Below are 13,648 nucleotides of genomic sequence, written 5' to 3' on the forward strand. Positions count from 1 at the left end.
TATATTACAATCGTCTCACCAATTCAAGATTATGGCTAGCTCCTATGAATTAATAATACTTGCGTAATAATAATTCTAGCTTTTGTTTAGTTGCCTCCGGTGCTTGATCTAACTGAGTTAAAATCGCATATTTCAACGCCGAATGAGCATCACTGACTGGGGGATTTTCACTCAAACGCCTGACAGTTTCTTGAATAACCTTTTGCGCATTCACCGCGTTACGCTGCAAATTAGCAATTATCATTTCTACCGTCACACTATCATGATCCGGGTGCCAGCAATCGTAATCTGTCACCAGGGCTAAAGTTGCATAGGCAATTTCCGCCTCCCTGGCTAACTTCGCCTCTGGTAAGTTGGTCATCCCAATTACTGTTGCGCCCCAACTGCGGTAAAGATGGGATTCAGCTTTGGTGGAAAACGCGGGGCCTTCCATGCAGACATAAGTACCACCGCGATGCAGTGTCACATCTGGTAAATTTAAAGATGCGATCGCAGAGGCTAACACCCCAGCTAAATTGCGACAAATGGGGTCACCAAAGGCAATGTGAGCCACAATTCCCTCCCCAAAGAATGTGGAAACCCGATTTTTAGTTCTGTCGATAAATTGATCTGGAATCACCATATCCAGGGGTTTAGCTTCTGCTTTCAAAGACCCCACCGCACTGGCTGAAATTAAATACTCTACCCCCAGCTGCTTCATCCCATAGATATTAGCGCGAAAAGGCAACTCAGAGGGCATTAAAGTATGATTACGACCATGTCTTGCTAAAAATGCTACTCTTTCTGTTCCCAGGGTTCCCAAAATTACAGCATCAGATGGGGAACCAAAAGGGGTTTTAATCTCTAATTCTTCTACATCCTTTAAGTCTGCCATTTTGTACAGACCACTACCGCCAATAATCCCAATCCGAGCTAGTGCCATAATTCTCTCATCTCATTCTTGATTTAGTATAATTAGTATAATTGGTATTACTCTTGTATTCGCAATCCCACTGAAACTAGGTCAAAGTGATCAGGAAAAAGAGTATTGCGATCGCAGTCAGCTTTTTCTAATTTCGTACCCCTGAGATTAGCTTGACGCAAATCCGCCGCAAACAACAAAGCACCCCGCAGGTCAGCATTTTGCAAATCAGCTTGAGCTAGGTTAGCAAAACTCAGGTCACAACCTCTGAGATTAGCACCATTCAGATTAGCTTCGCTCAAGTCAGCATAGCTAAAGTCACATCCTTTGAGATCAACACCTTGCAAATCAGCCTTACCTAAGTTAACCCCAGTAAAATCCCGTTTTCCTGCCGCATACCTTTCTAAAAGAGTCAAGGTAGTATTAATATTATTCTCTTGAGAATTTGTTTCCGCCATATAAGCACCGATACTTTTTTGCTAACATTCACTAATACTGATTTGTAAATTAGTTCAAGACTTTCATGTGTAAGAATTTTTCTTCTATACTTAGTGACACAAACCAAGTGTATTTTCAGGTCTGAAATACTGTGTCTTTCATGTCTTAAACCACTTGTCATTTTTGGGTAAACACTGTAGAATCTATCTTAACAGACAAATTTTAGCACAAAGCATGAAAGCTAGATATCAGTACAGATTTTACCCGACAGACCAACAGCAACAGAGTTTAGCTCGGTTGTATGGTTGTGTTAGAGTTGTCTGGAATGATGCTCTAGGTTTGTGCAAACAATCTGAAAAGCTGCTTGGGTACAACAAACTCTCGGCAATGCTAACCCAAGCTAAAAAGACTGAAGCAAGAAAATGGCTATCTGATGTTTCTTCAGTGCCATTACAACAGTCTCTTAGGTGTTTAGATAGGGAGTGACTGTAAGACTGTTTCGGCAGCGAGTTACTGTGAACTGTCAAGAATCACCGACCTTCAAGGTCGGTAAATATGTCAACATGTCCCATCTGCTAGCCAATTTCACCCACAAACTCCTGCGGCTGATCACCATGGTGATTCTCTGCACCGTCATGACTGGTATACTCTTTACAGGCAATACTTGGGCTGATGCTTCTACCTTAGGAGTTAAAAACGGTCAACTTAGCCCTTGTCCCCCTTCCAATAACTGTGTTGTCAGCCAAAATGCCGATGCTAAACACGCCATTGACCCCATCACTTATCATGTAGACCGAGACACAGCACGAAAAACCTTACTGCAAGTCCTCAGTGTTGTTCCTAGGACAGAAGTGATAGAACAGACAGATAATTACATTCATGCTCTCTCCAAAAGCCGGATCTTTAAATTTGTGGATGATGTAGAATTTTATTTGCCCAGTGATCAATCAGTGATTCACACCCGTTCTGCATCTCGTGTGGGAGAATCAGATTTAGGTGTCAACCGCAGACGTGTAGAGCAAATTCGTTTAGCTTTGCAAGATTTAAACATTTAATCTCAGGTCATCCCACAGCTTAAAGCCGTGGGAGTATCTCAAGCAGCCACAGTGAGAATTTCTACCCCCGTTTCTGTGACCACCAGAGTATGTTCACATTGGGCAGAGAGTTGGCGATCGCGAGTCACAGCAGTCCAACCATCACTGAGAACCTCAACCTCCCAAGTACCGACATTAATCATCGGCTCAATAGTAAACACCATTCCTGGTCGGAGGCGTTTACCCTTTCCCCTAGTACCATAATGGGGAATATCTGGCGCTGTGTGGAAAATATTACTAATTCCGTGTCCCACAAAGTCCCGCACCACAGAAAACCCTTGGGATTCAGCATACTCTTGAATAGCAGCACCAATATCCCCAATTTTTGCCCCTGGCTTAACTTCAGCAATACCCAGGCGGCGACATTCTTCAGTCACCTCTACCAGCTGCTGGGCTTTTGGCGAAGGAGTACCCACAAAGAAAGTTTTAGATGTATCACCATGGTAACCATCAACAATCAGTGTGACATCAATATTGATAATATCGCCGTTTTTGAGGACTTGCTTGGCGTTGGGAATACCATGACAGACGACCTCATTCACACTAGTACAAATTGACTTGGGATAGCCTTTATAACCCAGGGGTGCGCTCTTAGCTCCGTGGGCTTGTGTCCAACGTTCGGCTTCATCATTTAATTGCAGAGTCGTTACCCCCGGTTTGACCATTGGTTCCAGGTGCTGTAATAATTGGGCCGCCAAGCGTCCGGCGCGACGCATTTTTTCGATTTCCCTTGTAGATAAAATGACAATTGGTTCAGTTTTCATAAATTTTCTTTGGCTGAATCGTTGATAAAGATAGTTAAACCCGTCTGTGCAGCTCTTTGGATAGCATCAGCCACCTGAAGGACATATAAACTTTCTTCCGGGGTGACATACAAAGGAGTGCCATAAAAAAGATGATCTAACACCATATTTGTATCTTTAGCAAACAAACCCCGACGAGTGCCAACTTCTATGGGTGTTTTTCCTCCAGACTTAATCAACAGTCCTTGATCGCCATCAAAAATTAAACCACCTTTTGCGCCGTGAACTTCAAGTTTCCGTTCTGCTTCCCAAAGGGTTTCGCCTTTACCATAAACAACTTGTGCTAACAGTCCATTTTCAAAGCACAGTTGACTGATACAGAAACAAGTTTGATAGTAGTCCGGTTCTGTCTGCCAATATCGGTGATGACAGTTGACTGACAATACTTTACCAAATAAATTGGTGAGACGATGTAATCGAGATAAGGCACCAATTAAAGGAAAACCAAACAATTCATGGTTATAAGTCCATCTGCGGGGTGCGGGATGCTGAGGGTTAATGGTGCTGTAGCGGACATAAAAAATATCGCCGACTTCACCTAAGTTCTCCCGTACAGCTTGATGTAACCCACCTAAAAGTTCTATGTGTTCAACGTGTAAGAGTTTATTTTGGGATTTGGCTAGGGCGATCAACTCCTGTGCTTCCGTCACATCTAGAGATAAAGGATATTCGACAATTACGTGTTTACCTTGTAAAAGTGCCTCACGGGCGATCGCACCATGATCGCGGTTAATTGTGGAAATCACCACCAAATCAATATCTTCACGTTCTACTAGTTTTCCCCAATCAGTTAACACTTCTGTCTGATATTTTTGGGCAAAGGCGGCTGTATTTTCTGGGTGATGACCTGCGATCGCTACTAGATTTGTTCGCTGATCACCAATCAATGCTTCAGCCCGTAATTTTGCCGCATATCCCGTACCAACTAAGCCTACACGCACTTTTGCTGTTTCCAAAGCTGCTTCTGAATTATACATGATCCTTACAGTTGTGTTTTTGACGGGAATTGGAATAGCTACTTGGCTGCAGGTATGATATTTGCCCCCCAGGGAGAAAATACATAAAATAAACTTATATTTATTTACTAACTAAACTTCATTACTAATCGGGGTTGATTTTCAGTTCAAACCGGCAATTTTTCCCGTAGTATCAGAATTGAAGCAGTGGAGAATCGGCGGCTCATCCCATAAAGATAGCCTTATGGTTTATTTCAGGATAACTTATACTGCCGTTCAAATTAAGAGAGGATAACTCAATGGCTACTTTCAAAGTCACATTAATTAATGAAGAAGAAGGCTTAAATACCACAATTGACTGTGACGACGATACCTATATTCTTGATGCAGCCGAAGAAGCCGGTATTGACTTACCCTACTCCTGCCGTGCCGGAGCTTGCTCAACCTGTGGTGGTAAAATCGTCAGCGGTACTGTTGACCAATCTGACCAATCATTCTTAGACGACGACGTGATTGACCAGGGATATGTCTTGACCTGTGTTGCTTACCCAACTTCTGACTGCACAATTGAAACTCACAAAGAAGAAGAATTACAATCTGCTATGTCTTGATCTGTGTTGCTGACACAACTTCTGACTGCACAATTGAAACTCACAAAGAAGAATTACAATCTGCTTAGTACGCGCTATCAACAAGAGAGGATAACTAAATGGCTACTTTCAAAGTCACATTAATTAATGAATCTGAAGGTTTAAACCAGACAATTGAGTGCGACGAAGATACCATTATTCTTGACGCCGCCGAAGAAGCTGGTCTTGACTTACCCTTTTCTTGCCGTGCTGGTGCTTGCTCCACCTGTGCTGGTAAAATTGTCAGCGGTACTGTTGACCAATCTGACCAGTCATTCTTAGATGATGAGCAGATTGAAGCCGGATATGTACTAACCTGCGTTGCTAAACCAACTTCTGACTGCACTATCGAAACTCACAAAGAAGAAGACCTGTACTAAGAGTTCACCGTGTGACATACTCCTGCAACAGCAGGAGTATGCAGGGGTAGAGCTAAAATTTGATGTTGTTATTAAGAGTTTGAATTTGGGTACCAGGGTAATAAAACTGTAAAATTCGCGAATTTGACCAACCTAGTTTAGCTAAATTCTGCGCCCCAGTTTGACTTAAACCAACCCCATGTCCTAGTCCACCACCAATAAAAGCATATCCCCACAAATTTGCTGTACCTTTTTTGAGGGGTTCTATATAAAATAGGGTACTTCTGGGAGCGGCAAAAGCGCTACGAATCTCGTCTTTCTCCAGGGTAAAAGTACCGATATCTGTCTTCACCCTCAGTTCAAGAATCCTCCCACTACGACTACGCTTGACTACAGACATAGCCTCAACTGTGTTAAATTTGGCATAGGGACTATTTTTGATTTCCAGGAATCTTTGTAAAAGTCGGTTAATATCATCAATGGGAGTTTCTTTGTGCCAACGAAAAGTATTCCAGGTACTTTCGTTGAATCCTTCACGGCGGTTAATAAACTCACGAAAGTTGGTTTCATCAGCTAAACTCTTTAGAGATAAATCCCACAAGTTGGTTGCAGCATCTACTACTGGGCGTAAATAAGGACGATCTTCACCATTCCAGACATCACTAAAGTAAGCAGTCACACCGCCGGTAGTCGAAGAATACAGGGCATCCACTAGCTGGTTATTATAAGTTAAAATCATCCCCCTGGTGGCGGCGATCGCTTGATCAGTCCTGGGAACGGCTCCACTCAAACCATAATAAACTTGGCAGTGAGTGGTAGCACATAATTGATAATTATCAATGGCAAACCGGCGCAAATTCCTTAAAGCATAAGTGCGGGCGAGAATTGCTTGGGCTTCCACCGCTGTGGTGGGTGCATTTGTACCAATTTCGTGAGGTACAACCCCACGCAAATAACTTTCTAAAGGTACTTCATTGACTAAAGTATATGTACCATAGGCGTTGGGCTGTAAAGTCAACCATCCTGGATATAAACGATTATGTTCGAGTTTTTCCCCTTCTCTGACTCGAATTAATTGTTTATTTGTGCTAATTTCTAAGTGATTTGGGCTGTAACGCTGGCCGTTTATTTCCCAAGTAACTCTGGGTACTTCTGCCAAAATCTTGGTGTCAATATATGCCATCTCCTTACCAGCAGCTTGCACACTCTCGAAGAGTAAGCGCCGCAGTAAGGGAGTATCATAAATATCCCGTTTCGCCCAAACTTGCCAGCTAGCGGGTTGCCCTATTTCCACCTCTATTCCCTGGGAACGCCAACTTTGTGCGCTGTCTTCGGCGGTTTCAAAGGTGCGGTATGTACCTAAAACCACCACCTCCTCTATCCCAACCCGGGGTAAGGATTCCATAACCGTTTTCAGCTCGACTGGGTTCTGGGTAACTAGTTTTTTTTCCCGATTACCTGCTGTAAATCTTAGCTGTAAGCGATCGCCTGGTGTTGGTTCCAATTGCAACTTGACTTGCGGATTCTCGCCAAATCGTTGCACAATACCGATTCTCAGTTCTAGATCCTGATTTGTGTTCTTAACAGCTGAAGCACCCGTCAACAAAACCAAGGAAAGTGTTGTCAGGGCGGTATAGGAAAAACGCCATAAATGAGATTTCATTGTAGTCATCTGATTCTTGCCAATGCCAAAATACTAACCATTACTCAAATTTTCCTCATGTTTCCACCTTAATCTAGAAATTAATAGACCTTTTATACCTAGAAAAGTTCTCACAATTATTTAGGTGCTGTAACCAACAGAGGTCTGTGTGAAAACATGACAAATTCCCCACCCTTGGCGTTTGCTATATTTGTTACACCATTGCAACTAACTCAAATCTTTATGAATGTTCGCGAAAGTGATACTAAACCAGCCCCTACCCCATCGAAAGGATGGAGCAGTTGGCAAGAAAATTTAATTCTGATAGCGATCGCCCTATGTTTAGCAGTGATCATCAGAATATTTATTGCCGAACCCCGCTATATACCTTCAGACTCCATGGTACCTACCTTACATACAGGCGATCGCTTAGTAGTAGAAAAAGTCTCATACCGTTTTCACCCTCCCTCCCAGGGAGATATTATCGTTTTTCAGCCCCCCGCCGAACTACAACGCCGGGGATATCCCCAAGATCAAGCCTTTATTAAGCGTATCATTGGTATCCCTGGTAAAATCCTCAAAGTCAGTAATGGTCAAGTTTACCTCGACGGTCAACCCTTAAAAGAAGACTACATTGCCGAACCTGCAAATCAGCCATTTCCCCCCGTACAAATTCCAGAAGATCAATATTTTGTCATGGGAGATAACCGTAACGATAGTAACGATTCTCGCTACTGGGGTTTTTTACCCAGACAAAATATCATCGGTCGCGCAGCATTTCGCTTTTGGCCTGTTGACCGCATAGGCTTTCTTTGAATCTCAAAACCTGAGAAAATACATCAGCTGGGCTATGGTCTCACCGGTTAGCTGCAATCGTCGTTGGAAATCCGCCAAGTTGCGGTAGCTCCCAGCTGAGAGACGATTTTGCACCACAGCCTCCGCTAGAGACACATCTATAAAAGGAATTTGCACTAATTGCTCAACGGTAGCAGTATTGAGGTTAACTAACTGGTGAGGAGCATCTAGAGATTCGTTGTCATAATAAATAAAACTCAGTAGCGGCGCTAATGGTTCTAATCGCTGTCTTGGCATACCTAAAGCCGCCGCCACATCTTCAATACAATAAAATTTAACCCCAGATCGCGACAATTCCACCAGCGATCGCGCTTGGTGGATGGACAACCCTGGTAGGCGTAACCAATCGTCTACAGTAGCTTGATTAGCATCAATGCGAATCCCCAATTTTACCGCCAGCTGAATTTCCTCCCCGGACTGTAATCGATAATAAGGGTCATTGAGAAGTTGAGCGCGGAGTTTTTGTAACTTAAGGTTTAAAGGTAGCCAGTTCATAGTTTGTTGCTGACATCAAGAAATTTGCTCTAGGATCTGGCGGCGCTTTTGCTCAAATTCGTACTCAGAAATCAATCCATCTTGGCGCAGGGTATCCAACTCACGCATAGCCTTAGCCATATCTTCTACCTGACTACCCGTAGAGATAGGATGTTTAACTGCAGACCGCCCCAAATTAAAATGACGGTCAAAAGCCGCTTCATCCTGTGCCAAATACCAAACCCCCTCAATAGCACTTGCTACCTTAGGGATAGGTGTCCAGGACAGTAAAACATACAACACACCCCAAAGAGGTTGTCCCAAATAAAACTTATGTAACCCCGAAATAGTCAGCGTACCAGACAGCGCCAAAATTGCTGCAATGCTGCGACTTTTGCGTTTATTTAACATAATATTTAACATATTTAACATATTTCCCATCCACCCAGCACTAGGACTTTCTACAGTCAAGTTTAAACCCAAATAAGTGGTTTGCAGAGAACTTTACCAGCTATATCTAAGAATTATGTCCGATAAATCATGGGTTTTACCCGGACAAACATCAACAGCCTCACCTAAGCGCAAGAAACCATAATTTTCGTAAAATGAGATCCCTGCAAAATTATCATAATTGGTAAAAACCCACAGTTCTTGAAATTCAAAACTCCGTGCATACTCCTTTAACCTATCCATCATGATTGTTCCCCAGCCTTGTCTGCAAAACTGTGGACGCAAACCAAACCATCCTATCCATACAACATGAGAGGGGCTATCACTTAATTGATAAAGACCCATAACACCGATTGATTCACCCACCAACTTAGCAATATATACCTCCCAGAAACTAATAGTGGGATCATGCTGGCCAATACCACACCACCTCAACATAGCTAAACTAAATTGATCCCCAAACTCCAACTCTTGCAAAAGTGGAATAAAATCTACAATATCCCTCGTTTGCATAATATTCAGACATTGATTATTAGACATAAAAATTATTAGTTACGGTCATATTAATCACAGTTCAGGAGCAAATACCACCCGAAAACCGCAGATCCTTAAACCACCATCAGACTCATTCCAGTTACGACTAGCGCTGCGACAAAGTTCGGCTGCAAAACTCCAAGACCCCCCACGTAATAGGCGACGATGAAAGTCACCACCAGCCTCCCAGACGCTACCATCCCCAGGTGCGCCACAGTAATTATTATGCCAAGTATCAGCACACCACTCCCAGACCTGGCCATGCATATCATACAACCCGAAGGCATTGGCGATCGCAAAACTGCCCACATCAGTTGTTTCCCTGCGGTATTTGCTCTTAACATCCATACCATAACTATCGCTACTACAATTAACTAAATCAGTGGTGATCATTTCGCCAAAGTGGTAGGATGTCGTAGTTCCAGCCCGACAAGCGTACTCCCATTCAGATTCACTAGGTAAACGATATTCACGTCCAGTTTTTTGTGACAGTCTAGCGCAGAATTCCACAGCCTCGTACCAGGATACGTTTTCTACAGGACGATTGGCTCCTTTAAATTTCGAGGGGTGTGGGTTTAAGGGTTGTTTGACTTCAGGTAAAGCCGCTACAGCTTTCCATTGAGCTTGTGTGATGGGAAATTTACCCATAAAGAATGGTTTGAGAGTGACTTTATGTTGAGGGCGTTCATCAGCATTTCCTTCACAGTCAGGCGACCCCATCATAAAACTACCACCAGGAATTGAAACCATTTCCAGTGTTACTACTGCGTTTAATTTTTCGGTAAAAAATTTAGCCGTCGGAAAATCGTGGTTGACCTCTCTACCTGCTGTATCTACGGTCACCACTTCAAATTGAAAAGTTTCTAAGGGGGGTAATGGAGGTTTTAATTGTTTTGGTGGCGATGGTAATCGAATTAATTTAGGTAAGATTATTTCTGTAATTTTTGGTTCAGCAGCGGATTTTTTACTATCCTGTAAATCTTTGAGAACTTCCGAAGCTGATTGATATCTTTCACTGGCTAAATGTTTCAATAATTTATTTAAAATCCGGCTTAACTCATCGCTGATGAACATCCCCTTTTTCTCTAATTGTTCTTGCCATAACCAATTACCGTTCATGGCATCATAAAGAGGATCAAGAATCTCTCCATAGGTATTTTGTATTGGCAAACATTGGGTTAACAGACGTACGCAGGTGACACCCAAAGCATATAAATCACTTCCATGACAGGGAAAGCCAGCCATTTGTTCAGATGGAGCATAACCAATAGTATAAATAACCGTCGCCTGTCGAGCTAAAGTTGTTTGTGTTACCTGCTTCGCACCACCAAAATCAATTAATACCGGTTTACCGTCACTTTCCCGGCGGATGATGTTATCTGGTTTAATATCTCTATGAATAATGTTAGCAGCATGAATAAATTCCAGAACTGGTAATAAATCAGTTAAAAGTTGGTAAATTTGCGCTTCACTAAAGGGTTTTTCCTGAACCTCTTGTAATAGAGTTTTCCCTTGTATAAATTCCTGAACCAGGTACAAGCTAGAACCTTGTTCAAAATAAGCCAATAATCTTGGTATTTGAGTATGATTTTCTCCGAGTTCATACAAACGAAATGCTTCTTCTTTGAAGAATTGCGCCGCTTTATTACGTTGAATTGTTCCTTGAACTTGAGGGAAAAATTGTTTGATGACGCAAGGAGCATTGAGTCTGTCTACGTCTTCAGTTTCATAAGTTCTACTAAATCCACCTTCTCCTAAAAGTCTCAATACGCGATAGCGATTTCTCAGAAGTTGGCCAAAGTTACTTTGTCCGCAACTAATGCAAAATCTATTGTCTTCAGGGTTGAATGGATTAGAGCAATTGGGATTCTGGCAAATTTGCATAATGAGGAGGAAATAGCATCTTATCCAAACTTGGCCCCAATAATATCAAATTCAGAACAGTTATGTATACCCGTAAACTTGAATAACAGTGGATCTGGATATATACTTTAAGGGCAAAATACAAATGCAGAATTTTTATTGGTTTTTCTTTTATACTTCCTATTTAAATAGGCTTAGTCTTGGGATCATATATTTTGATCACACAAGAAATGATATGGTAAAAGACTGGAATTTGTCAAGGGTGTCTCATGTTGTTAATTATGTACACAATCCAGGTTATTTTTTGTTATCAAAAGCACGGATAAATTCAGCAACTAAGACAATAAGTACAACTCCTGTAATCAGGAAAATACTTAAAGTATTGATCTCAGGCTGCAATTCTGTTCTCAAGCGACAAAGGATTTCCCCTTGTAAATTGTTACAACCGCTACCTAATGTCAAACTACCAAGGAGGAAATCCACTAAACTCAGGACAAAAGCTAGGAGACAACTGGTTCTAATACTGGGTGTTAATTGAGGTAGTAATACTTTCATAAATGCTTGTCTTGGTGTAGCGCCCAAATCTAAAGCTGCTTCTAGTAAGTGGGAGTCTAAATTTGCCACTCTTGAACACAGCACAAGTACCATATAAGCTAGGCAAAATACTATATGAGCTGCAATAATTGTCCACACGCTTAAGGGGATAACAAAGGCTGCGAGAAAAACTAAAATAGCTACAGCGATGACAAGATCTGGAATAATTAATCTGAGGTAAGAAATACCACTGTACCAATTCTTACTCGAAAGCTGATAAACTCCCAATCCTATGACCATTAAGGTTCCCAGCAAAGCTAAAATACCCACTACAGTCACGGAAATTATTAAACTGTTCTTTAAAGCTGAAAAAAATTCCTCAGACCTGAAGATATTGTACCAATTGACGGTAAATCCTATGGTGTAATTTGTACGGTCGGGTGAAGGGTTGAAGCTATCAAAACCGAAGTTTAGTATAGAAAAGCACATATCTTTAAATAAAATTACTGTTGAAAACCTGGGGTTTCGGATAAATATCCACCTTGATCAGGATGGATGTGTTTTGAACAACATCACATCTTAACATTGTCAATGCCATGATTTCATACTTTTGGAGGATAGGAAATAAAATTTATGCCCTATGTATGGGAGCAGGATAGATAAAGTATCTCTTACCATGGGATGAAATTAACAAAAATAACACCACCATAAAAAATATAAAAAACTTGTCTAAATCAAGGAAATTTTGCGGAAAAAGTCTCTGTTTTTCGGAACATTTTCCAGAAAAATATGAGAACTTAATTACTGATATTTTAATCATCTATAACTTAGTTTCTCTCTTGAACAAAACAATATTTCCCTACTAGGATAGACAGCAAATATAGGAGATGAGCCATACAATCTAAATTAATGTGCTTATTAAAAAGTACTAATTAAATCCTTTATAGGCACTTATGAAACAGCAGATAGATATCTCGTTTCATCTGATTTTGCAGGAGTTGTGTAATGCGAATTGCTCAAGTTGCGCCATTAATCGAGAGAGTACCCCCTCCAGCATATGGCGGTATAGAGTTAGTTGTGGGACTACTAACTGATGAATTAGTTCGCCGGGGACATGAAGTGACGCTATTTGCTTCAGGAGATTCTATTACCCTGGCCAAGCTAGTATCAGTTCATCCCCGTGCTTTACGTCTTGACCCCGAGGTCAAGGAACCGAATATATACGAAATGTTACAACTAGGCTTTGTCTATGAGCGAGCTGAGGAGTTTGATATTATTCATTCCCACGTCTGCTGTTCAGCACTACCCTATGCCAATCTGATTAAAACACCTACGTTGCACACATTGCATGGGATTTTTACCCCTGATAATGAAAAAATGTTTCAATATGCTAAACATCAACCTTTTGTGAGTATTTCCCAGGCTCAGAGGGATCTCAGGTTAGGGTTAAATTATGTAGCAACGGTTTACAATGGGATTGATGTTAATAGTTACAAATTCCATCCCCAACCGGATAACCCGCCATACTTGGCGTTTTTAGGTCGGATATCTCCAGAAAAGGGTACACACCTAGCGATCGCCATTGCGCAAAAAACCGGTTGGCATTTGAAAATTGCTGGTAAAATAGATGCAGTTGACAAAGAATACTTTGAGCAAAAAGTCAAGCCACACATTGATGGTCAACAAATAGAGTATCTTGGTGAAGCCAACCATGTGGAAAAAAATGCCCTCATGGGGGGTGCGGTAGCAACTCTTTTCCCCATCACTTGGCGAGAGCCTTTTGGGCTAGTTATGGTAGAGTCAATGGCAGCGGGTACGCCAGTGATTGGGATGAAACTAGGGTCTACTGTCGAGATCATTAAGCATGGAAAAACAGGGTTCCTGTGCAATAAGGTTGGTGATTTTATTCAAGCTCTTGATCAGGTAAGACAGTTAGACCGCCATGTTTGCCGAGAGTATGTTAATCATCACTTTAGCCTGCAAAATATGACTGATGGTTATGAAGCAGTTTATCAGCAAATTCTCGCAGGACAATCTACCAAACATGATCAAATCCCAGGTGTAGTTAGTCTGGGTATGAACAGTAATTTCTGAGATGGTTGATTTTTAGGTAGTT

At 41.7% G+C, this 13,648-nt stretch carries 16 protein-coding genes and 1 pseudogene; 6 read left to right on the plus strand and 11 right to left on the minus strand.

The features are described from left to right. Positions 1-49: 49 nt before the first annotated feature. The 3 genes and pseudogenes from IM676_RS10240 to IM676_RS20210 all read right to left on the minus strand — a co-directional run. Positions 50-922, minus strand: coding sequence for an S-methyl-5'-thioadenosine phosphorylase (locus IM676_RS10240; RefSeq protein ID WP_200986822.1), 873 nt, complete (start codon positions 920-922; stop codon positions 50-52). A 47-nt stretch (positions 923-969) separates the two neighbouring features. Further along, on the minus strand, positions 970-1,359 hold the full coding sequence (locus tag IM676_RS10245) for a pentapeptide repeat-containing protein (protein ID WP_200986823.1): 390 nt from the start codon (positions 1,357-1,359) through the stop codon (positions 970-972). Next, positions 1,359-1,520: pseudogene (locus IM676_RS20210) on the minus strand (transposase); the annotation flags it as partial. The gene IM676_RS10245 and the pseudogene IM676_RS20210, both read right to left, overlap by 1 nt. Positions 1,521-1,573: 53 nt before the next feature. Between IM676_RS20210 and IM676_RS10255 the strand changes: the two are divergent. Both IM676_RS10255 and IM676_RS10260 read left to right on the plus strand, forming a co-directional pair. Further along, on the plus strand, positions 1,574-1,825 hold the full coding sequence (locus IM676_RS10255) for a helix-turn-helix domain-containing protein (protein ID WP_225880326.1): 252 nt from the start codon (positions 1,574-1,576) through the stop codon (positions 1,823-1,825). Positions 1,826-1,902: 77 nt separating this feature from the next. Then, the gene (locus IM676_RS10260) at positions 1,903-2,394 is read left to right on the plus strand and encodes a DUF1499 domain-containing protein (protein ID WP_200986825.1); all 492 of its coding nucleotides are present in this window, start codon (positions 1,903-1,905) and stop codon (positions 2,392-2,394) included. 38 nt (positions 2,395-2,432) lie between these two features. Here the strand turns inward: IM676_RS10260 and map are convergent, their stop codons facing one another. Beyond that, on the minus strand, positions 2,433-3,197 hold the full coding sequence (map, locus tag IM676_RS10265) for a type I methionyl aminopeptidase (protein WP_200986826.1): 765 nt from the start codon (positions 3,195-3,197) through the stop codon (positions 2,433-2,435). Further along, positions 3,194-4,213: a Gfo/Idh/MocA family protein gene (locus IM676_RS10270; RefSeq protein ID WP_200986827.1), complete on the minus strand. Its 1,020-nt coding sequence runs from the start codon at positions 4,211-4,213 to the stop codon at positions 3,194-3,196. The genes map and IM676_RS10270 overlap by 4 nt, the downstream gene beginning before the upstream one ends. A 278-nt stretch (positions 4,214-4,491) precedes the next feature. Here IM676_RS10270 and IM676_RS10275 point away from each other — a divergent pair, with 278 nt between their 5' ends. Then, on the plus strand, positions 4,492-4,803 hold the full coding sequence (locus IM676_RS10275) for a ferredoxin (protein WP_200986828.1): 312 nt from the start codon (positions 4,492-4,494) through the stop codon (positions 4,801-4,803). A 98-nt stretch (positions 4,804-4,901) separates the two neighbouring features. After that, on the plus strand, positions 4,902-5,201 hold the full coding sequence (locus tag IM676_RS10280) for a ferredoxin (RefSeq protein WP_200986829.1): 300 nt from the start codon (positions 4,902-4,904) through the stop codon (positions 5,199-5,201). 52 nt (positions 5,202-5,253) lie between these two features. Here IM676_RS10280 and IM676_RS10285 read toward each other — a convergent pair whose 3' ends face one another. Continuing rightward, on the minus strand, positions 5,254-6,843 hold the full coding sequence (locus tag IM676_RS10285; protein WP_404799792.1) for a SpoIID/LytB domain-containing protein: 1,590 nt from the start codon (positions 6,841-6,843) through the stop codon (positions 5,254-5,256). 222 nt (positions 6,844-7,065) lie between these two features. Between IM676_RS10285 and lepB the strand changes: the two genes are divergently transcribed. Then, positions 7,066-7,638: a signal peptidase I gene (gene lepB / locus IM676_RS10290; protein ID WP_200990156.1), complete on the plus strand. Its 573-nt coding sequence runs from the start codon at positions 7,066-7,068 to the stop codon at positions 7,636-7,638. 3 nt (positions 7,639-7,641) lie between these two features. On the opposite strand, the gene IM676_RS10295 is transcribed toward lepB, so the two are convergent. The 5 genes from IM676_RS10295 to IM676_RS10315 all read right to left on the minus strand — a co-directional run bounded on the left by IM676_RS10295 (position 7,642) and on the right by IM676_RS10315 (position 12,021). Next, positions 7,642-8,172: a helix-hairpin-helix domain-containing protein gene (locus IM676_RS10295; protein ID WP_200986831.1), complete on the minus strand. Its 531-nt coding sequence runs from the start codon at positions 8,170-8,172 to the stop codon at positions 7,642-7,644. A 15-nt stretch (positions 8,173-8,187) separates the two neighbouring features. After that, the gene (locus tag IM676_RS10300; RefSeq protein WP_200990157.1) at positions 8,188-8,562 is read right to left on the minus strand and encodes an NINE protein; all 375 of its coding nucleotides are present in this window, start codon (positions 8,560-8,562) and stop codon (positions 8,188-8,190) included. A 93-nt stretch (positions 8,563-8,655) separates the two neighbouring features. Then, entirely contained in the window at positions 8,656-9,141 is a 486-nt protein-coding gene (locus tag IM676_RS10305; RefSeq protein WP_200986832.1) for a GNAT family N-acetyltransferase, read from the minus strand. A 27-nt stretch (positions 9,142-9,168) separates the two neighbouring features. Beyond that, positions 9,169-11,019: a bifunctional serine/threonine-protein kinase/formylglycine-generating enzyme family protein gene (locus IM676_RS10310; RefSeq protein WP_200986836.1), complete on the minus strand. Its 1,851-nt coding sequence runs from the start codon at positions 11,017-11,019 to the stop codon at positions 9,169-9,171. Positions 11,020-11,295: 276 nt separating this feature from the next. Further along, a complete protein-coding gene (locus IM676_RS10315; RefSeq protein ID WP_200986837.1) occupies positions 11,296-12,021 on the minus strand; it encodes an ABC transporter permease in 726 nt (241 codons plus the stop codon). A 516-nt stretch (positions 12,022-12,537) separates the two neighbouring features. Between IM676_RS10315 and IM676_RS10320 the strand changes: the two genes are divergently transcribed. Further along, positions 12,538-13,626: a glycosyltransferase family 4 protein gene (locus IM676_RS10320; protein WP_200986838.1), complete on the plus strand. Its 1,089-nt coding sequence runs from the start codon at positions 12,538-12,540 to the stop codon at positions 13,624-13,626. The last annotated feature ends 22 nt before the right edge of the window (positions 13,627-13,648 follow it).

It is taken from the genome of Anabaenopsis elenkinii CCIBt3563 (assembly GCF_015245355.1).
Lineage (GTDB): Bacteria > Cyanobacteriota > Cyanobacteriia > Cyanobacteriales > Nostocaceae > Anabaenopsis > Anabaenopsis elenkinii.